The following is a 20464-nucleotide window of genomic DNA, read 5'->3' on the forward strand; positions in this document are numbered from 1 at the left end:
GACACCCCTCCCTTAAAAGACTAGGAAGTACATTAAGAATATGTTGACGGTCAGCAGGATCAGGGCTGTCGGCACCTGGGCCTTGATTACACCGTTCTTGTCAGGCAAATCCAGCAGGGCGGCAGGCACAATGTTGAAATTGGCCGCCATGGGGGTCATTAAGGTGCCGCAATAACCGGACAGCATGCCAATGGAGGCCGCAATCGCCGCATTACCGCCGTGCAGCTGGACAATCAGCGGCAGCCCAATGCCGGCTGCCATCACCGGAAAGGCGGCAAAGGCATTCCCCATGACCATGGTAAACAGGGCCATGCCCACGCCATAAGCCAGGACAACCATAAACTTATTATCGACCGGAATAGCCGAACTGACCAGGCCGGCTACCACCTCCCCGACTCCGGCGGCGGCAAACAGGGCCCCCAGGGTGGCCAGCATCTGCGGCAATACCGCGGCCCAGCCGATAGCGTCAAACAGACGGCGCGATTCCCGCACCGGCTGCAGGCCCTTATCCCGGGTGAGGAGCATGGCGGCCACCAGCGCCAGCACACAGGCAATGCCCAGGCTGACCAGGGTAAGATTCGCTTTCTCCAGCAGTTGCAGGCCGCCCAGCTTGAAATCCCGCAACCCCAGGGTGCCAAATATAGTGAATGCCGGAATTAACAGCGCCGGAAAGAGCAGCCAGTTGCCCAATTTCCTGGCTTTGGCTGTACGCTGCTCAAGGCTTGCTTCCTCGTGCCGGCCTGTGCCGACGCCCCCGAACCCGGCAATCACTGCCATCGCAATCACCAGGATCCCCATATATACGGGACTGATTTTATTGCCGAACAGAAACACCAGCGAATACAAGCCCCAAAAGGTCCCGGTCAGCAAACGCTTGGCATTATTCTTATCCCGGAAGGACAGGAAGGCAACTACCGCAATCAGTGCGCCGAGTACATAATAAACGTGTTCAAGACTAATTAACATGATTGTTCAACTCCTTTGCCGAGGGGCTGCCGGCCAGCGACTGCTGCACCTCCCGCTGAATAGCGCGGTCCAGCAGAAACAGGCGGGTGCCATGAATAATAAAAGCGGCAATAGCAGTGGGAATTCCCCACAGGGCTATTTGCAAAGGCTCCAGGTAGATGCCGTGTTGCTCATAAAAACCTTTCATCAATAAAACCGCACCAAAGGCAATAAAAATATCTTCGCCAAAAAAGAGACCCACATTGTCGGCCGAGGCCGAAAACGCTTTAATTTTGTTCCGCGTATTTTCCGGCAGCGGACCGAATTTGTTTTCCGCCGCCGCCTCGGCCATAGGGGCGATGAGCGGCCGCACCAGCTGGGCATGGCCGCCTAACGCCGTAAGGCCGACGGCAGCAGCCACCTCCCGGATAAACAGATACAGAATCAGGAGGCGTCCGGTAGTGGCAGCCTGGATTTTGCCGATTATCGACAAGGCCTGCTCTTTTAAACCATTGCGCTCCAGCAGGCCGATAACCGGCAGCGTAAGCAGGAATAAAGGCAGATAGCGGTTTTTCACAAAGGCTTCGCCAAAGATAGTAAGAATCCGTTCGACCGACAGCCCGCCGGCCAGGCCTGTGACAATACCGGCGACGACGACGACCAGCAGCGGGTTGAACCTAAGGGCAAACCCAATAATAACGACAACAATCCCCAGAAGAGTCATATCTCTCGCTCCTTCATTTTTTCTTTATCGGCTACAAGCGCTACTAGCTGTTTTGCTCCTCTCTGATTACAAATAGCGGCTGTCCGTATTCCACCAGCTCGCCGTCCTTGACCAGCACCTCCAGGATTTCCCCCTTGACGCCGGCCTCAACCTCATTAAACAGCTTCATGACCTCCAGGACACAAACCACCGTATCGGCACTGACTTTCTGCCCGGGTTCGACAAAAGGCCGGGCTCCCGGCTCCGGCGCGGCGTAAAAGGTCCCAATCAGCGGCGCCGTAATCTTATGGCCGCCGGCCCCGCCGGCTGGCTCGGGCCGCTCCTCCGGCCGGACGGCGGCAGGCTGAGCGGCGGCAGGCCCGGCAGCAGCAGTGGTGGTCGTTACAGGCGCAAGCCCGCCGTCTTTGGCTATCGCCAGCCGGGTCCCCTCCTGCTCCAGTTCAAAGCGGGTAATGGCCGACTGGTTGATCGTTTTAATAAGCTCCATGATTTCAGCAAGTGTAAGCATTGTTTTCCCCCTGATCAAGCTTTTATTTTCAGGCCAATCGCCGCCCGCAGGCCGGCGATGGCTTGTTCCCGTTCCCGGTACAGCCGGGCCGCCTCATGCACAGTAATTTCCGCAAACCGTATTTTGCCGCCCGGTTTTATCTGGGCGACCCTGGCAATATCGACCTGGGCAACCTGGCCGATTTTCGGATAACCGCCGGTTGTTTGCCGGTCGGCCAGCAATATAATCGGCATGCCGTCCGGCGGCACCTGGATAGTCCCCAGGGCTACCGCTTCCGATACCATTTCCAGCGGGGCTGTAAGCAGCAGCGCCGGACCGGCTAACCGGTAGCCCATCCGGTCCGACTGGGGGGTAACGGTGAACACGCTGTCCCGGAATTTAGCCTGACTCTCCTCCGTAAACTCCCCAAACTGGCTGCCCGGCATCACCCGTACCGTCACCGGCTCGGCCTCAGGCCCCGGCCGTTCCCCGCCGGCATACCAGGGCGGATAGGCCACCGGCCCGTGGGCTGCCCGGCCGGACAGCTGCCGGCTGAGCTGGAGCGCAGCCGGCGGCGGGTTAACCGCCAGCACATCGCCGGCCTGCAGGGCCCGGCCCTGATAGCCGCCGATGCCGGCCCGCAGGTAGGTGCTCTTGCTGCCCATTACGGCGGCAATCTGATACCCGCCGGCAACGGCCAGATAAGCCCGGCAGCCTGACCGGCTGCGGCCAAAGGTTAATACACTGCCTTTTTTGATATATACGGGCCGCCCCAGCGGCACCGGCGTGCCGCCGATTGTCGGCGACAAGTCCCCGCCGGTAATGGCCGCCAGCATATCGTTTTCAAACCGGAGGACCGGCCCCAGCAGGGTTATTTCCAGCCCCGCTTCGGTTTCCGCGTTGCCGACTAGCAGATTAGCCACCCGCAGCGAGCAGGTATCCATGGCGCCGCTGGCGATGACGCCATAGCGTTGATAGCCGTAGCGCCCCAAATCCTGCACAGTGGTAAGCAGCCCGGGGCGCAGAACGGTAATGCTCATTGGCCTCCCCCCTTTAAGTCCCGGTATTCCTGCCGATTAATCGGCCGGAACCGGATCATGTCCCCGGCACAGAGCAGGGTGGGCGGATCGGCGGCGGGACAAAACAGGTCTAAGGGTGTACGGCCGATCAGCTGCCAGCCGCCCGGGGTTGTAATTGGATACACGCCGGTCTGCCTGCCGGCAATGCCGACAGATCCGGCCGGGATCGCCGGGCGGGGCGACTCGCGGCGCGGGGCGGCAATCTGTTCCGGCATGCCGCCCAGATAGGGAAACCCGGGCGCAAACCCCAGCATGTACACGAGATACTGGCCGCCGCTGTGCAGCGCAATCACCGCATCCGCCGTGAGGCTGTTGTGTTGGGCCACAAACTCCAGGTCAGGGCCGAATTCGCCGCCGTAACAGACAGGAATCTCAACAACCCGGGGCGTGCCGGGCGGTTCCTGCTCCAGCTTGCTCACAATCGCCTGCAGGCGGGCGGCAACCGTATCGCCGTCAAGCCGGACCGGGTCATAAAAGACGGTAACACTGGCAAAGGCTGCCACATATTCCACCAGCCCCGGAAAAGGATTATTGTCAAGATAGTGACTTACTGCCTTTACCTGCCGGTGCAGTTCCGGATCAATCCCCTGGCCGAAGGCCAGCGTAACGGCCGTTTCGCCAAACGGTACGATACTGACAGACGTCCGGCAGGCAGCTATGGTTTGTTGCAAAATTCATCCCCCCGTTAATAAACTGATTGGCCAGCGGCTAGAGGAAGGTCCCTGCCGGCTGAACCTCAATGGCGGCGCCGGCAAGCGTCTCCCTGATGTGGCGGGCAAAAGCCAGCGCGGCGGCGCCATCGCCATGAATACAGACCGTATCGGCCTGCAGTGCCACCCCGGTTCCGTCCCGGCTGGTTACCTGGCCGGTGCGCACCATGCCGATCACCTGGCTGACCGCCTGCTGCGGGTCGGTAATCAGGGCATCGGGCTGACTGCGCGGCGTCAGTGAGCCGTCGGCCTGGTAGGTCCGGTCGGCAAACACCTCCTGGGCGGCTCTCAGTCCGGCTTTGGCCCCGGCTTTGACCAGTTCACTGCCGGCCAGACCAAACAGAATCAATTCCGGATTCACCTTGTATACCGCTTCCGCGATGGCTTCAGCCAGCTGCGGCTGTCTGGCGGCCATATTATACAGGGCGCCGTGGGGCTTAACATGCTGCATCCGGCCGCCGGCGGCTTTGATAAAGCCGTCCAGCGCCCCAATCTGATAAACGACCATAGCGAACACCTCCCGGGGCGAAACCGCCATTTCGCGCCGGCCAAAACCGATTAAATCAGGCAGCCCCGGATGAGCGCCAAGGGCCACCTGCTGGCGCAGGGCCAGGTTTACGGTGTTGTGCATTACCCCCGGGTCGCCGGCATGAAAGCCACAGGCAATATTGGCCGAGGTAACATACTGCAGTATTTCCGCATCCGCTCCCAGCGTATAGGCACCAAAACTTTCGCCCAAATCACAATTCAAGTCAATCCGGTACATTATTTCCACTCCTTTTTTTTGGTCCGGCTGGCCGGGCATAGAAAAAAGGCACATCAAACAAATATTGTTCTGTTTGAAGCGCCTTTGCTTCTTACAACGTCTCATTATTTTTATGTGTTTTATCATACCACTGTAAACCTTGCAGGTAAAATTGAAAAATTAAATAGGGCAGTTCAAATTTCTTGAACTGCCCGTTAACTGAGCCTGGCCACTGTCTGCAAAAGGTGCTCCGCCGCTTGCAGCTCGGCAATAGCCTCAGGCTCGGTCACCGCGGCGAACCGGATCTTGTCACCGGCCCGGGCCTGGGCCAGTCTGGCTAAATCCACCTGGATCACATAGGCAATTTTGGCGAAGCCCCGGGTAGTCTGATGATCGGCGGTAACGATATAAGGCCTGCCGCTGGACGGTATCTGCACAGCCCCCAGGCCTACGGCATCGGAAACAATATCGGCCTCCTTGCCGATCGGTATAATCTTGGGTCCTGTCAGGGAATAGCCGGCCCGGTCCGACTGGCTGCCAACCACAAAGGTACTGGCATAAAAAGTGTCGAGCGCTGTCCTGGTAAACATTGTATCCTGCGGCCCCGGGAGCACCCGCAGGGTCACCTCCGGCTCATAGTGCCTGATAAATTGTCCGGGCACCCGCCGGGGGACAGCCGGGCAGGCAGCGCCCGCCCCCACATACAAGACATCGCCCTGGCGCAAAGGCCGGCCCTCATAGCCGCCGATTCCGGCCCGCACATAGGTTGACCGGCTGCCGAGCACCGGCGGTACATCAATGCCCCCGCGCACCGCCAGATAAGTGCGAAAACCGCTGGCTGCCGCCGCAAACCGGAGTTCTCCCCGCCGGGGAACGACGAAGGACGACCAGTTGGCAACCGGCCTGCCGTCAAGCTTGCCCTGCATATCGGCCCCGCAAACGGCGACAAACTGCTCCTCATCAAATTTAAACGCCGCCCCCCGGCGGGTCATCTCAATAACGGCAGCATGATCCGGGTTTCCTGCCAGCAGATTGGCCAGCCGGTAGGCATAGCTGTCCATAGCCCCGGCGACAGGCATGCCATACGCCTGATACCCCCAGCGGCCGCCATCCTGGATTGTGGTAAAATCGCCCGGCAACAGCGTGGTAATCATGTTTGTTCACACCTTTTGTCAGCAATATCGGTTTCCAGCTGATAGACGCCGGCGGCGACATCCCGGCGGATGGTAAAATAGTCATCAATCCCAATGCTGGTAAATTGTACATAGTCGCCGGCGGCAACAAGGAACGGGTCGGGCCGCTGCGGCGCAAACGCCTTGAGGGGAGTACGGCCGATAAGCCACCATTCGCCCGGGCTTTCAATCGGATAAAAACCGGTTTGATTGCCGCCGATGCCCACAGAGCCGGCCGGCACCTTGTTGCGCGGGGTTTCCTGCCGCGGCACCTCCAGCTCGGCCGGCAGGCCGCCCAGATAAGGAAAGCCGGGCGTAAACCCCAGCATGTACACCAGATAGGGCTGGGCCGTATGGGCTGTTATCACTTCCCGGACCGACAAACCGGTATACCTGGCGACAAAATCCAGATCCGGCCCCAGCACACCGCCATAGCAGACAGGCACATTGACAATACGGGCCGGTGAATTCGCCATGACCACAGGATTCAGCCGGGCCAGCAAATTCTCAACCAGCCCGGTCAGCACCGGCCGGCTGAGCAGTAAAGGGTCAAAATAAATACTGACCGAACGGTAGGTTGGCACTACCTCCCGGATACCGGCCTGGTCTAAAGCCAGCAGCAATCTGGTAAGCTGCAGGACCAGCGCGTTGATTGCCGGCGAGATAACGGTGCCAAACTCGACAACAAGCCCGTACTCGCCGGCCATTTGCAGTTTGACAGCCGGGGGCATCACCTGCATGCCTCACATCACTCCTTTCCCTTAAGCAGTCTTTCCTGAACCAATTTGATAAACGCCCGGATAGCGTGGGAATGCCATTTGTCTTTATGATACACGAGGTAAGCGCAGGTCTTAAGATCAGCTCCCTGCCACGGCAAGGCGGCCAGCAAGCCAGTTTCGATCTCCTGTTTGACGGCAATCAGCGGCAGGATTGCGATTCCCAGATTGGCAATGACAAATTGTTTAATAGTTTGAATGTGGCCTATTTCCAGCACCGTCCGGGCCTGCACATCGTTTTTAGCCAGGATCTCTTCCAATGCCATTCTGTAACTGCTGCCCGAATCGGTAAAAACAAAAGTCTGCCCCTGCAAATCCTTGACCCTTACTTTTTTCTGCCTGGCAAGCCTGTGCCGCGGCGCTGCCACCATAACGATCGGCTCCGGCCAGAGCAGCTGGCCGACCAGATCGGCGTCCTTAATATTCTTTTCCAGAAAAAAGGCCAGGTCCATCGTGTTTTTCCTCAGCAAGGGTCGGAAATCACTGGCAATACCCAGTTTCAGCTTCAGGCCGACATCTGGATATAATGAAGCATATTCTTTCAATACATCAGTTAAATAATACATGCACAAGGATTCAGGCATACCGATGACAACAGGACCGCGGGGCGCTTCAAAATTCTCAAATTCATTTTTGGCGTCGTCGGCCAGTTTCGCGATCTGCTCTGCATAATCATACAGCCTTTCCCCATCGGTCGTCAGCATAAGCTGATGCCCAAACCGCTCGAACAGCGCGGTATCCAGTTCTTTCTCCAGCAATTGAATATGGGTAGTGACTGTTGACTGGGTGTAGCCCAGAAACTGGGCTGCCTGGGAAAAGCTGCCCAGTTTTACAATCGTGATAAACGTCTTTAATTGCCGTATTTCCAAATAATCAGCCCCTCTCGCCAACAGCTTCTGGGTTAAGGAAAAAGTACCCATATACCTACCGGTTAGTAGGTTATGGGTACTTTCTCTGCAGCCTGGACTATGTCCTGCAAACAAAACTATTTTGTCCGGCCCACGGCGCAAAAACGGCCACAGCCAAAATTTTTAATATAGACGGTACTGCCGTCCTCATCCTGTACAGCCAGACAATCCCCCACCAGTTCCGGCACTGTGGCCTTGAGCAGTACCGCCATCTTGGTGATAAGGCCGCGTCCCGGGCGCCAGCGGTCCGCTTCATAGTGTTCAATCGCCGCCGCCGACACTCCCATCGCCTCTGCCAGCTCTTCCCGCGTCAGACCGCAGCGTTCACGCAAAATCCGGATTCTTTCGCCGATCATATCGTCCCCTCTTTATTCTCCGCCCTTTTCCCAACCTCTGCGTTTCTTGGCCTTGTTGATATACGTTCTGCTTAACTATACTCGCAGCAGCAGCAAAAAGAAAGTGTTGATTAAGGCCACGGCAGTGCAAGGGGAAGGCTGGCCTGCCATTACCGGCTATTGGCCTTATGGCTCTCAGATTATCTCGCTCATGCTGCCTGTTTCAGCCTCGTTCACAGGCGGGGACTGCAGCCGGCCTGGCAAAGCCGCTTTAATATACCTTGCTGATTGCCAGCCCCTGTCTGGCGAATGCCGCTTCAATCTCCTGCACATGGCTATGGCCGTTGGTCTCGACCGTAACCTCCAGCTGGGCCTGTTGAAAACGGTCCATCACCTTGGCCTGATTATGGTCCAGCTTGATCACATTAGCATGCACTGCGGCCAGAATCTGAGCAACCCGCAGCAATTCGCCGGGCTTATCCGGCAGCGTTACCGTAAAACAGAACAACCGGCCCCGGGCGACCAGGGCCCTGCTGATAATTGCGGAAAGGGTGGAGATATCAATATTGCCGCCACTCAGCAGACAGACAATATTTTTGTCTTTGTCCTGCAGCTTTTTAAGCCCCGCCAGCGCCAGCACACCGGCGCCCTCAGCGACCAGCTTGTGTTTCTCCAGCAGGAGCAGGATGGCATCAATGATATCAAAATCGGAAACGGTAATTATATCATCCACGAACTGCCGGCAGAAGGCGAACGTCAGACTGCCCGGCTTTTTGACCGCCGCCCCGTCGGCCATGGTATCCACCTTGTCCAGCGTGCTGATCCGGTTCCGGTCGAACGATTGCTTCATGCAGGCGGCCCCCTCAGGCTCCACCCCAATAATCCGCAGCTCCGGTTTTATCATCTTGGCGGCAAAGGCCAGCCCGCTGATCAAACCGCCGCCCCCGACCGGCACCAGGATTTCGTCAACAGCCTCAAGCTCCGCCATAATCTCCAGGGCCAGTGTCCCTTGCCCCACGATAACATCCAGATCATCAAAGGGATGAATAAACGCATAATCATGCTCTTCTTCCAGTTCCCGGGCCCGCTGATAGGCCTCATCGTAGTTATTCCCGTGTAAAACAACCCGGGCGCCGTGGTTGCGGGTGGCTTCCACTTTTATAATCGGCGTGGTGGCCGGCATCACCACCGTAGCCCGGACTCCGAGCAGTTTGGCGGCATAGCCGACGCCCTGGGCATGATTGCCGGCGGAAGAGGCAATTACGCCTTTGTTTTTTTCAGTTTCACTTAATCTGCTGATTTTATAGTAGGCGCCCCGGATTTTAAAGGCGCCGGTTACCTGCAGATTTTCCGGCTTGATAAACACCCGGTTGCCCGACTCCTGGCTGAAAGCAGGGCTTGGAATCAGCTCTGTCTTTTGTAAAATCGGGCTTAGCTGCTGCCCGGCCAGATAAACGTCGGCCAGTGTGATGGATGAGTTAGGCAATTCAAAACTCCCTTTATGTGTTGCGACCATACACTCCACTCCCTGTCTGTAAATAAAAAACCCGTCCTTGAATTTATTCAAGGACGGGAATACCCGCGTTACCACCTTATTTGCATGCGAATGCCACTCTTCGGTTCAATCAAACCTAAGCCGTGTAACGTGGCTGGCCCGGCATTTCTTACTCGGATTTCGGAAATGCAGTTCTGGAGTGATTTTCTGCCTGATGCCTGTTACCGGCTTTCACCAACTGCCGACTCTCTGCCAACCTTCATCCGGCTTACTATCTCCATCATTACTATTAGCGGTATAATTTGTATACATTATACTATTGTTTATTTCCAGATGTCAATTGTTTATATTTAATTTATACTATGTGTTAATTTTGTGTTTAATATAGCAAAAACCAATCGTCATTGTTACTATCGGCCCGGTAAGGCTCATAATTTTTCGGCAACCAGCTTTTCCCTGTCAACAGCCGGCGGCTTACGCGCTGCCCAAATACCGCCGCTGACAATAAACAAACCGCCGAGGATGTGGGGGGTGCCGATGGCTTCGTCTAAAAATAAAGCGCCGAGTAAGGCCCCATACAGGGGCAGCGTATTATAAAAAACCATGGCGCCGCTCGCGCCAAGCCGGGCCACGCCGGCATTCCAGGCGTAAAAGCCGACAGCGGCCGGCACAATGCCTAAATAAACAATAATCAGAATTAAGCTGACGTCAATCATAACAGGAATCGTTTGCCATTCCACAATAGCCAGCAGGCAAAGCACCGGCAAACCGATAAATATGGAAAAAGCCGTAGCCGCCAGGGAAGAACGGTATTGCATCACCCTGCTGCTAATGACAGAATAAAGGCCCCAGACAGCAACTGCCAGCAGGATAATTAGGTCGCCCCTGTTGAATTGCGCAGTCTGCCAAAAGGCTAAGGACCCGCCTGAGATCAAAACCAATACGCCGATTAAGGCCAGTATGGCGCCGCCAATCTGCCGTTTGGACATGGGCTCTTTGATAAGCCAGGCGGCAAAGAGGCCGGTCAGCAGCGGGGCCAAGCCATTAATAATCGTACTATTGACGGCGGTTGTATAATGCAGTCCCCAATACAGCAGCGGGGAAAAAAGCACGATGCCGGTTAAGGCCATTGCCGCCAGCAGCCGCCAGTCCCGGCCCAGCTTGCGTTCTGCCGGCGGTTGTTGCCGGAGGATAGCCGCAAATAAGAGTGACGCGATAAGAAATCTGGCGCTGGACAGCGTAACCGGGCCGATAGCATCTTTCAATACCCGTCCCAGAGCGATATTGGAGGCCCAGAATAAAGTAGCCAAATTTACACAACCAATCCCGATAATCTGGTTTAGCCTTGCCTGTTTCATATGCCAACCTGCCTTTACTGTTCAGTACGGTTACTTGCCGGGCTGCCGGTAGGGCATACCAAAATTATAGCAAATTCCCGGCGGAAATGAAAACAGGACTGCGCTCTGCAGCAATCCCGTTGTTCTCTGCCGGCATCGCTGTTTTACAATACCCGCGCGCCCAGCAGCGAGCCCAGCAGCGCCACCGCGACCTTCGCGGTTTGATTGCGATGATCCAGCACGGTGTTCACCTCGACAAACTCGGCGCTTGTCACAATATTGGCCGCTGAAATCAACTCCATGGCCAAATGGCTTTCCCGGTAGGTCAGACCGCCGAATACCGGAGTACCCACCCCCGGGGCATGAAGCGGGTCCATAACATCCATATCAAAGCTGACGTGAACGCCGTCCGTATCGGTCGAGACAATCCGGATCGCCGCTTCCATGACCTTTGCCATCCCCAGCATATCCACCTCGTGCATGGTGTAGACGGTAACCCCCAGCTCTTTCAGGAGAATCTTCTCGCCCCGGTCCAGGTCACGCACGCCGATCATGACAAATTTCTGCGGGTCCAGTGTGGCTTTGGGGCCGCCTACACCGGTCAGCCGGTCATGGCCCAGGCCAAAATTCACCGCCACCGGCATGCCATGAATATTGCCGGAAGGTGACGTTTCGGCCGTATTAATATCGCCATGGGCATCGAACCACAGAACCCCCGGTTTTTTTTTATGCTGGAGCACCCCGGACAGGGTACCGATAGCAATACTGTGATCGCCGCCCAGAACCAGCGGAAACCGCCCTTTGCCCATTTCCGCCGCCACTTGCCGGCATAATTCCGTATTGACCCGCTCGATCTCATCCAGGTATTTCAGGTTGGTCCCGTCCAACTGGCACGCGTCCGGCCTGTTCGGGACAATATCGCCTCGGTCGTCAACTTCATAGCCGAGCTCCTCCAGCTTTTCCCGTACCCGGGCATAGCGGATGGCGCTCGGCCCCATGTCGACGCCCCGGCGGTCGGCGCCCAAATCCAGTGGTACGCCGATAAGGGAAATCAGGTTATTGATAGTGGGCTGCATAGGGTATCCCCTTTCCTTCAGGTTTAGTATCCAGCAAGCATATATTACAACGCTGATGGGAAAAAACGGCCGGCAGCCATTGCGGCTGCAGCGGCAACCTGCTGGCAACACTCTAATTCATACTCATTATGCTCTGTATTGCCGGCTTTCATGATAAAACGGCCATTATATATCCGTGTGGTAATTTTATGAAAAAATTATACCATTAGCCTGGCCCTGCTTCAAGACTGATCCGGGATTAGCGGGAACGGCCGGCGCGGTCTTAGACTTTGCACAGAGCAGCTAATTTTGGACAGCAAGGGGATGGCTTACTTTTGGCATTGCCTCAAAAGTAACAAAAGGTCTACCAAAAGCTGAAAAGGCGGGCGCTATTCCTAAAATCCGCAACTCGCTCTGCGCCAACAGTACGGATTTTTTAACGGAATACCGCCCGCCTTTTCTCCTGCGGAACGCTTTTGCCGGCAATGGCCGGGGGGTTACCGGGGCTCAGGGGTTGCCGTCTCTTTGCTCAAGCCGGGCATTGCCCCTGGCCCCCTTGGTTTATAAGGACCTGCACCTCGTAAAACTTACAGCGCCGGGGCTGACCGGATTAGCCCGGAATGGTGCTAATAAAATAATACGAAATTAGCGACGATAATCACCAGCAAGGCCCCGATCATGGGGATGGCCGTCCGTTTGACAACATCAAACGGCGAGACGCCGCCCATGCTGGAGGAGACTACAATTACGGCAGTAATCGGCGATATCGCCCGGGCCGCGCTGGCCGCAAAGTGCATGGGCAGCAGCATAACCACCGGGGCGACCGACATCTTGGCGGCAACCGTGGGGGTTAAGGCGGCAAAGGCGAAAAACGGCGCATTGCCTGAGCCCATAACAACAGAAGCAACAGCGATAATGCCGACCATGACCAGAATCATGCCTGCCGCCCCAAAACCGGAGGACTGGGCGGAGGCGATGATGGCGTCAATTGTACCGATCGTCATAAGGCCTTTGGCAAAGGTTTCACCCGCCACAATCAGGGTGATTACATTGGCCATCTGCAGGCCCAGGCCGTCAAAAAACGACTGGATATCGGCAAAAACCTTTTTCCCGTCCCGGCAACGGATATATTCAAAGATCATGCCAATAGCCACGCCGATAAACATGGCTTTGATAATATCCATCTTAATCCAGGTAATCCACAGGCTGCTAAAAGCCAGAATCAGGACTAACGGCAAAGCCGGCAGTATGGCGTAGATCTTCGGCGGCAGATTGGCGTCGGCCTCTTCCGCCACTAACTCTGTCGCCTTGACTACATGGCCGTCGCGTTTATCAAACCATTTCTGGGTTACATAGTGAAGAACGGCCACAACGGGGATGACCGCAATGGCAATGGGAATCTGATAATTGGTCCAGTACAGGACAGGGTCGATCCCGGCCGTTGTGGCCGACAGGATCGTGCCGGTGTCGCTGGGACTCCAGTCCAGGCAAAGGGTGGTGGCAATTACTGCCGTGGCGGACAGACGGCTGACCCCTAAGCTGATTAACACCGGGAACACGGTGACCATCAGCAGCATAGCCAGGCCGGAGGCACTGTTAATGCACAAACCTAAAAACATGCCCAGTACCCAGGCGCCGGCCATGACCAGATAAGGGGAACGCAGCGCCAGCAGTGGTCTTATTGTCAGTTTAACCAGCGCCTTGCTGGCTCCAATATGGTCCATATAGCGGGCAAAGCCGCCTACAGCCATGATGTTCAGGCCCAGTCCGGCGGCCCGGGAGCTCATTGTCTGCTTAATAAACTCAAAAGCGTCAAACAGCACCGACCCGGTGCTGTCTTTGACCGGCAAAATCTTGCCAAGGCCCAGGGCTACCGCTGCGAACATGAGAATAAGCCCGGCCATAAACAGCACCGGCTGGGGTTTATATTTTTTTACGATCAGATAACCTACCCAAAAAGTCACAAGTAATGAAATAATAATACCCACTTCTTTACCTCCATTTTTTTGTAATGCTAGACGAACCAAGCCTCCCTTAGGCTAACACCCCCTTTATTCTTGTCTTACTTGATCTCCTGCCAGCCTTGCACGTCGGTAATGCCTAAGCCTGGCGCATCCGGAATAAGCAGCCGGTTTTGGGAAAAGCTTACGCCGCCGGCTACCGGGTCCTCGGCCAGCAGCACAGCCGCATCCAGATCTGCTTTGCTGATAATCTTCTTACCGGCCGTCAGGCTGGCCGCCGCCGTAATGCCCACTTTGCTTTCCAGCATACAGCCCATCATGCACTGAATGCCCATAGTTTCGGCCAAATGGGCGATTTTAACGGCATTATGCAGGCCACCGGCTTTCATCAGCTTAATGTTAATCAGGTCGCAGGCCCGCATAGCCAGCAACTGAAATACCTCATAGGCGCCAAAGGCTGATTCGTCGGCCATGATATCGGTTTCGACCTGGTCGGTGACATATTTGAGCCCGGCAAAATCATGGGCCGGAACCGGCTGTTCAATCAACTCGATCGCCAACCCCAGATCCTCAAATTTGCGGATGGTCCGGACAGCTTCTTTCGGACTCCACCCCTGATTGGCATCCAGCCGGATCTTGACGGTACTGCCAACCGCGGCCCGGATGGCCTGCACCCGTTTGATATCCAGGGCCGCATCGGTGCCGACTTTCAGTTTCAGCTCCGTATAGCCTGCCGCCACCGCCGCCAGCGAGTCCTGCACCATTTCTTCCGGGTCGTTGATGCTGATCGTCAAATCAGTGGTTATGTCCTGCCGGTAACCCCCCAGCAGTTTATACAGCGGCAGGCCATGGCATTTGCCAAACAAATCATAAGCGGCAATGTCCAGGGCCGCTTTAGCCGAGCTGTTGTGCAGCATCGCCGTGTCGATTGTGGTCATAATGCCTTCCAGATTATCAATATCCATCCCGATTAATTTCGGGCCGATAGTATCGCGGATGGCGGCGATGATGGAATCCTGGCTGTCACCGGTAATCACAGCCGTGGGCGGAGCATTGCCAAAACCGATTTCGCCGGTGTCGGCAATCACCTTGATGACAATATCCTCGGCCGAATGCACCTCCCGCAAGGCGGTTTTAAAGGGTTTTTTCAGGGGAATGCTCACTTTGCCAATTTTAATCGCCCTAATCTTCATGTTATAAACCTGCTCCTCTCATTGCTCTCATTAATTATATGTAGCTTAACCTCATAAACAGTCCTGCTGTTCATTGGCAAAAACCTTGCTGCCCGGCAGGATAAGAATGAAAAAATCCAGCATAATCAACCTTCTAGCTGCAGAAGGCTGATTATGCTGGATTTTGTTTACGTCTGCGCCGGCGGTCATAAACAGGCGTACGGTAAACAAAGCAGCGATTATCGGTTTTCAGTCGTTTAAATCAAGGGGCATGCCATTCATGATGCGGAAAAACTTTTTTTGCGCGTCTTTGTAGGCAACTAAAATCGCTTTTTGGGATGAGCCGAAATAACGGGTTTCCACCTGCTGCCTGATAAGGTCGAACTCGTCGCGCATACTTTTGCCGACAAATAAGCTGCAGATAAACTCGGCGGTGGTGGCTACTGTCGCCGAACTGCCGCAGGCCACAATCCTGCCGGTTTCCCGTTCCACCACAAAACCAATAAAAAACTGGCCGTAATGGTGAGTAATCGGATTATTCTGCTGAGACTTGGCATTACCGACTATATAGATGGTATTATCCGCAAACATACGCTCTCCCGTTTCGTGTTAATGGAACTTGTTGTACTATTCGCGAAAAATACCTGTTTTCCTTTCGCGGCTCCGCAGATTTTCAATATTTCAATAATTATCGACTCCGGTCCGCAGGGATTGCCAAATAACGCCACCCCGCCCGCCTCAGACGCTGCCATAATACGCCAAGCAGGAAATCGGCTGCTTTACCGGGAATATAATCATCCACACAAATAACTGGAAAGAAAGAGGCTGTTATGAAATTCATTTCCTGGAATGTAAATGGGCTGAGAGCCTGCCTGGGTAAGGGCTTTGGCGAGTTTTTCGCCGGCGCCGGCGCCGATATTTTTTGTATCCAAGAGACGAAAATGCAGCAGGACCAGTCGGAGCTGGTCCTGCCCGGTTATGAGCAATACTGGAACAGCGCGGATAAAAAAGGCTATTCAGGCACTGCGGTTTTTACCCGGCTAAAACCGCTGACCGTTACCTGCGGCCTGGGTATCGAAGAGCATGACCGGGAAGGCCGGCTCATCACCCTGGAGTTTGACCGCTTCTATCTGGTTAATGTCTATACCCCTAATTCCCAGCGCGGGCTGCTGCGGCTGGAATACCGCCTCCGCTGGGAAAATGATTTCAGAAGTTATCTCCTGCAGCTTGACAAAACCAAGCCGGTCATACTGTGCGGAGACCTCAATGTGGCCCACGAGGAAATCGACATCAAGAACCCCAAGGCCAACCGGAAAAACGCCGGCTTTACCGACGAAGAAAGAAATTGTATGACGGTCTTGCTGGCGTCCGGCTTTACCGACTCGTTCCGGGCCTTATACCCGGATACAAGCGATGCTTATACCTGGTGGTCCTATATGATGAATGCCAGAGCCCGCAACATTGGCTGGCGCATTGATTATTTTATCGTGTCCGACAGGCTGAGGGATTCGATTGGCGAGGCCCATATCTATCCGGACATTATGGGCAGTGACCATTGTCCTGTCGGCCTGGAGCTAAAACCGCCCCTGCCGGCGCAATAAGCATCAGGTAAAGGCACCAGGCCGCCCGGGCTTACAGGCAAACGGAAAAAAGGTACCGGGCCGAAACCAGTGTTTCGGCCCAGTACCTTTTATACGGCTAGTGGATTGCCTTTTTCTTAAACCTGCCGCCCATTACCTCATGGACGTCATTAATTGTAACAAAGGCCCCCTCCTCAATCTCGTCAATAATAGACTTCAGCTTAGCCATTTCCAGCCTGGTGACGACAGAATACAAAACATCCTTGCGCTCTTTCGTATATCCGCCCTCACCATGCAGGACTGTGACCCCCCTGCCTAAACGGGCCATCAGGGCAGCGGCAATCTGCTCCGGCCTGTCCGCTACAATCATGACCGCCTTCGACTCATCCAGGCCTTCAATGACGGTGTCAATGACCTTGAAAGCGACAAAATAAGCGACCAGTGAATACATGGCCTTATCCCAGGTAAAGATGAGTCCGGCACTGGTGAGAATAAACAGATTCATGAACATGATACATTCGCCCACAGAAAAGCTGGTGCGCTTATCCATAATAATCGCTACAATCTCCGTTCCGTCCAGCGAGCCGCCGTAGCGTATAATCAGGCCGACGCCCACGCCGATGATAATTCCGCCAAAGACGGCCGCCAGAAATAAGTCATGGGTTAAGCCCGGTATGGGTTGCAGAACCGATACCCAGTAGGCTAAGGACATAATCGAGAACATTGTCGACAAGGCAAACGTTTTGCCAATCTGGGCATAGCCCAGGTAGAGGAAAGGCAGATTGAGCAGCACCAGAAACAGGCCTAATGGCAGGCCTGTTACATAACTGGCCATAATCGACAACCCGACAACGCCGCCGTCAATAATATTGTTGGGAACAAGAAAAATCTCCAGTCCCACTGCTGTTATCATGGTCCCCAGGAACAGCATGGCGTACTTTTGGACCAGCCTCATTTTTTGATGTTTTTTTGGCATGTATAGATAACCCCCAGTATTGGTTCTCCTACTATAACTAGTTAACTTCTTCACGAATTATGCCATCTCCTGCCCATTTTCCACAATAAAATCAGGCGCCTACCGCAAGCCGTCCATTCAAGTGAAGCATTTGTATTTTCCATAAGGATTCGCTTACAAGCCGGCTACGCCGCCGGCGCTTTTCTCCTGTTTACACGGACATCTGCCGGGAATTCGCCGCAGAAATCATAAATAGTGGACAAACCCATACCGTTAGGCCGCCATAAACAGCCAGTTGCATTTATATGGTATTATTATAAAAATAAATAATTCAAGTAAAGGGTGAGGGTATGAAAAATATAACCGTCCTTGCCACCGGGGGAACCATTGCCGGGGTGTCTTCCTTTCCCGCCGGCACAGCCGGCTATCAGCCGGCCGTGGTGCCCATTGAGGAGCTGCTGCAGGACATTGGCTCGCTGCCGGGTATAGCGGCTGTCGCCAGCGAGCAGCTGGCGCAAATAGACAGTGCCGATATGGACCACGGCCTCTGGCTGCAGCTGGCCAGCCGTCTCAATACCCTGTTGCAGCTGCCGGCTGTGGACGGGGTTGTTGTCACCCATGGTACAGATACCCTGGAAGAGACCGCTTATTTTCTCAATCTTGTCGTCAAAAGCCCCAAGCCGGTGGTCCTGGTCGGCGCGATGCGCCCGTCCACAGCCATAAGCCCTGACGGTCCCATGAATTTGTATAATGCCATCGTCCTGGCAGCAAGCCCTGCGGCCTGGGATAAAGGGGTGCTTGTCACCCTGAATGATACGATTAACAGCAGCCGCGATGTCACCAAAACCAACACCTCGCTCCAGGATGCCTTCAAAGCGCCTGAGCTTGGTTATCTGGGCTATATCATCGATAATAAGCCGCATTTTTACCGCATGCCAACCCGCAAGCATACCTATCTGACTGAATTTGACATTACCGGCCTAACCGAACTGCCCCAGGTTGCTATCCTCTACGGGCATGTCAATGATAATGGCACCCTGGCCCAGGCGGCGGTGGCTGCCGGCGCCCGGGGCCTTGTCTATGCCGGCCTCGGCAACGGCAATCTGTCGCGGCACATGCGCCAGGTCCTGGGCAATATGCAGCGGCAGGGAATTGTCGTGGTGCGCGGCACCCGGGTTTGCAACGGGGTCGTCACCCGCAGCGGGGCCCAGGCTGACGGGCAGGCTGACTTTGTCGTGGCCGATACCCTTAGCCCGCAAAAAGCCCGCATCCTCTTGATGCTCGCCTTAATGAAGACCACAAACCCGGCCGAAATTCAAAACATGTTCTGGACTTATTGACAGGTACGGCCGCTCTAGCTTAGAGGATACAGCCTCCTCCCCTTGGCGGCCTGACAGTAAATTTTATACATAGACCGCATTACAAAATGCCCTGGATTTACGTTTTTGTAAGTCCAGGGCATTTTTCTAGTCTTCTTTTTTGGGGGCAGGCCGTATCTGGCAGGAATAGGGATTACAGGCATAGCCGCAAGCAGGGCATTTGTCAAATTTAGTGTCCTTTGGCGCCCAGATATGGCCGCAGGCCGTACATTTAAAACCGTCCACGGTATCGCCTGCAGCGTTCACATGATATTGAGTCATAACATCCCTCCTTAAAATTTTCCTGATTTACGCCATAAACAGGGTAACAAACAAAGTCAGCAGGGCAATTGTCAGCGCCGGCGGATCAATATGGGTGTCGCCGCTGTTCATGACTTTACCAAAAAAATCACCCAGCAAAGCCCCCACTATCCCGAATAAGCCACCGGCCCAGACGCTGCCTGTCGCCATAGCCGCCAGCGCTGCCGGCAGCGCCAGATGGTGGCTTACCGGCCCCACGCCCATAAACTGGAGAAAGATCAGGCTCGTTGCGGCAACCCCGAACCCAATGACCGCATTGTTAGTGACAAGTGAGGCATAACCGGAGATCAGGCCGACACCGAGGCCTAAAACCAGCAGAAAAACGGCAGTCCTGCTGTCAGGCAGGGCATAGCCGCTGAAGAGCCGGCCATTGCCGAAAGCAAGCCGGGCAACAATGCCCGACAGGACCACCGTCAGGGCCACCGTGTCGGTAGGTGTGCCGATACCGGCCAGCAGTTTCTGGACAACCAGCCCGGCAGCCCCAAAGATGCCGCCGACCAGCAGGATAAAGCCATCATTAAGCTTCGCCAGCGGCAGGAGGATATTGTTGCCGGCATCCAGGCCGCGTTTCCCGGCCAGCGCCGTTGCCGCCACCCCGCCGGCAAAAGCAATGTGGGGGCCAAAATAGGGGCCAAAGGCCATATCGGTCATGCCGGCTAACACAAGTATGCCGGCCATAATAAATGCCGGCAGGGCGCCGATTGCCGCGCCAAAAATCCCGCCGCCAAATGCCGCCGCTAGTTCAAATACAGAAAACACGCAGTCTCAGCTCCTTTGGTAAGTATGCAGCCGGTTAAAATAAAGCATTATGCAGGGCTTGATGCGGAGCGGCGAGCACCAGATGATCCACCAGGAAACCATGCTCCTGAATCGCATTGACCCCGGCCCGGACGGCCGAATTAACCGCCCCCACCTCGCCGGTCAGGGAAACGACCGCCTTCCCCCCCATTCCCCGGGCCAGCCGTACTTCCAGCAGCTCAATGGCAGCGGCTTTGGCCGCTGTATCGGCGGCAACAATGGCGGATGCCACTGAATAGGTTTCAATAATCCCCAGCGAGCGGATCTGCTTCACATCGGTGCTGCCTGATAAAGCCTTAAAGATATCGTTATGTATATTGGGCAGCACCGTTTCATCGACAATGTTTTCCGAACCGCCGGCGGCACGGCCGCTGCGGACGGCATTCTGCACGCCGCCGACATCACCGGCTATCATGATAATATATTTGCCGGGGCATAACGAATTCGCCATAATCATTTCCACGTTGGCTGCCTTGAGCATGGCATCGGCGACTAAAAAGCCTTTGGCGATATTCTTGATTTCCATAATTCCAATCGCACGTTTCATCTTT

At 55.1% G+C, this 20464-nt stretch carries 22 protein-coding genes and 1 other annotated feature; of the genes, 2 read left to right on the forward strand and 20 right to left on the reverse strand.

What is annotated here, in order from left to right:
• Positions 1-12 precede the first annotated feature (12 nt).
• The 16 genes from ACZ481_RS22500 to ACZ481_RS22575 all read right to left on the reverse strand — a co-directional run bounded on the left by ACZ481_RS22500 (position 13) and on the right by ACZ481_RS22575 (position 15492).
• Entirely contained in the window at positions 13-966 is a 954-nt protein-coding gene (locus ACZ481_RS22500; RefSeq protein WP_464767571.1) for a DUF979 domain-containing protein, read from the reverse strand.
• Positions 956-1669 carry a DUF969 domain-containing protein gene (locus ACZ481_RS22505; protein WP_464767572.1) on the reverse strand — a complete coding sequence of 238 codons (714 nt, stop codon included), beginning with the start codon at positions 1667-1669 and terminating at the stop codon, positions 956-958. The genes ACZ481_RS22500 and ACZ481_RS22505 overlap by 11 nt, the downstream gene beginning before the upstream one ends.
• Positions 1670-1712: 43 nt before the next feature.
• Positions 1713-2177, reverse strand: a complete 465-nt coding sequence (accB, locus tag ACZ481_RS22510) for an acetyl-CoA carboxylase biotin carboxyl carrier protein (RefSeq protein ID WP_464767573.1) — start codon at positions 2175-2177, stop codon at positions 1713-1715.
• Between the two features lie 14 nt (positions 2178-2191).
• The gene (locus tag ACZ481_RS22515) at positions 2192-3196 is read right to left on the reverse strand and encodes a 5-oxoprolinase subunit C family protein (protein WP_464767574.1); all 1005 of its coding nucleotides are present in this window, start codon (positions 3194-3196) and stop codon (positions 2192-2194) included.
• Positions 3193-3906, reverse strand: coding sequence for a 5-oxoprolinase subunit PxpB (gene pxpB / locus ACZ481_RS22520; RefSeq protein WP_464767575.1), 714 nt, complete (start codon positions 3904-3906; stop codon positions 3193-3195). The genes ACZ481_RS22515 and pxpB (ACZ481_RS22520) overlap by 4 nt, the downstream gene beginning before the upstream one ends.
• Before the next feature lie 37 nt (positions 3907-3943).
• Positions 3944-4711: a LamB/YcsF family protein gene (locus tag ACZ481_RS22525; RefSeq protein WP_464767576.1), complete on the reverse strand. Its 768-nt coding sequence runs from the start codon at positions 4709-4711 to the stop codon at positions 3944-3946.
• Between the two features lie 194 nt (positions 4712-4905).
• Positions 4906-5844, reverse strand: coding sequence for a 5-oxoprolinase subunit C family protein (locus ACZ481_RS22530; protein WP_464767577.1), 939 nt, complete (start codon positions 5842-5844; stop codon positions 4906-4908).
• Positions 5841-6602 carry a 5-oxoprolinase subunit PxpB gene (pxpB, locus tag ACZ481_RS22535; protein ID WP_464767578.1) on the reverse strand — a complete coding sequence of 254 codons (762 nt, stop codon included), beginning with the start codon at positions 6600-6602 and terminating at the stop codon, positions 5841-5843. Before pxpB (ACZ481_RS22535) ends, ACZ481_RS22530 begins: the two co-directional genes overlap by 4 nt.
• 8 nt (positions 6603-6610) lie before the next feature.
• A complete protein-coding gene (locus ACZ481_RS22540) occupies positions 6611-7507 on the reverse strand; it encodes a LysR family transcriptional regulator (protein ID WP_464767579.1) in 897 nt (298 codons plus the stop codon).
• Positions 7508-7623: 116 nt separating this feature from the next.
• Entirely contained in the window at positions 7624-7902 is a 279-nt protein-coding gene (locus tag ACZ481_RS22545) for a helix-turn-helix domain-containing protein (protein WP_464767580.1), read from the reverse strand.
• A gap of 250 nt (positions 7903-8152) precedes the next feature.
• Complete coding sequence (gene ilvA, locus ACZ481_RS22550) at positions 8153-9397, reverse strand: threonine ammonia-lyase (protein WP_464767581.1); 1245 nt, start codon at positions 9395-9397, stop codon at positions 8153-8155.
• Positions 9398-9443: 46 nt separating this feature from the next.
• Positions 9444-9669, reverse strand: a binding site (T-box leader).
• Positions 9670-9804: 135 nt separating this feature from the next.
• Positions 9805-10734: a DMT family transporter gene (locus ACZ481_RS22555; protein ID WP_464767582.1), complete on the reverse strand. Its 930-nt coding sequence runs from the start codon at positions 10732-10734 to the stop codon at positions 9805-9807.
• A 143-nt stretch (positions 10735-10877) separates the two neighbouring features.
• Complete coding sequence (rocF, locus tag ACZ481_RS22560) at positions 10878-11789, reverse strand: arginase (RefSeq protein ID WP_464767583.1); 912 nt, start codon at positions 11787-11789, stop codon at positions 10878-10880.
• Positions 11790-12394: 605 nt separating this feature from the next.
• Positions 12395-13756, reverse strand: coding sequence for a C4-dicarboxylate transporter DcuC (dcuC, locus tag ACZ481_RS22565; RefSeq protein WP_464767584.1), 1362 nt, complete (start codon positions 13754-13756; stop codon positions 12395-12397).
• Positions 13757-13830: 74 nt separating this feature from the next.
• Positions 13831-14922: a mandelate racemase/muconate lactonizing enzyme family protein gene (locus tag ACZ481_RS22570; RefSeq protein ID WP_464767585.1), complete on the reverse strand. Its 1092-nt coding sequence runs from the start codon at positions 14920-14922 to the stop codon at positions 13831-13833.
• A gap of 228 nt (positions 14923-15150) precedes the next feature.
• Positions 15151-15492, reverse strand: a complete 342-nt coding sequence (locus ACZ481_RS22575; RefSeq protein ID WP_464767586.1) for a DUF3870 domain-containing protein — start codon at positions 15490-15492, stop codon at positions 15151-15153.
• A gap of 239 nt (positions 15493-15731) precedes the next feature.
• On the opposite strand from ACZ481_RS22575, the gene ACZ481_RS22580 reads away from it, so the two are divergent.
• Positions 15732-16502 (forward strand): exodeoxyribonuclease III, encoded by a 771-nt coding sequence (locus ACZ481_RS22580; RefSeq protein WP_464767587.1) that lies wholly within the window; start codon positions 15732-15734, stop codon positions 16500-16502.
• A 97-nt stretch (positions 16503-16599) separates the two neighbouring features.
• On the opposite strand, the gene ACZ481_RS22585 is transcribed toward ACZ481_RS22580, so the two are convergent.
• Positions 16600-17457, reverse strand: a complete 858-nt coding sequence (locus ACZ481_RS22585) for a YitT family protein (RefSeq protein WP_464767588.1) — start codon at positions 17455-17457, stop codon at positions 16600-16602.
• A gap of 329 nt (positions 17458-17786) precedes the next feature.
• Between ACZ481_RS22585 and ACZ481_RS22590 the strand changes: the two genes are divergently transcribed.
• On the forward strand, positions 17787-18776 hold the full coding sequence (locus ACZ481_RS22590; protein WP_464767589.1) for an asparaginase: 990 nt from the start codon (positions 17787-17789) through the stop codon (positions 18774-18776).
• Between the two features lie 126 nt (positions 18777-18902).
• Here the strand turns inward: ACZ481_RS22590 and ACZ481_RS22595 are convergent, their stop codons facing one another.
• From ACZ481_RS22595 to ACZ481_RS22605, 3 genes are read right to left on the reverse strand one after another with little or no spacing between them, the layout of a single operon-like run.
• Positions 18903-19076 carry a hypothetical protein gene (locus ACZ481_RS22595; RefSeq protein ID WP_464767590.1) on the reverse strand — a complete coding sequence of 58 codons (174 nt, stop codon included), beginning with the start codon at positions 19074-19076 and terminating at the stop codon, positions 18903-18905.
• 27 nt (positions 19077-19103) lie between these two features.
• Positions 19104-19874, reverse strand: a complete 771-nt coding sequence (locus tag ACZ481_RS22600; protein ID WP_464767591.1) for a DUF7973 family transport facilitator — start codon at positions 19872-19874, stop codon at positions 19104-19106.
• 34 nt (positions 19875-19908) lie between these two features.
• Positions 19909-20460: a BMC domain-containing protein gene (locus ACZ481_RS22605; protein WP_464767592.1), complete on the reverse strand. Its 552-nt coding sequence runs from the start codon at positions 20458-20460 to the stop codon at positions 19909-19911.
• Positions 20461-20464 lie beyond the last annotated feature (4 nt).

This window comes from Sporomusa intestinalis (assembly GCF_055383785.1).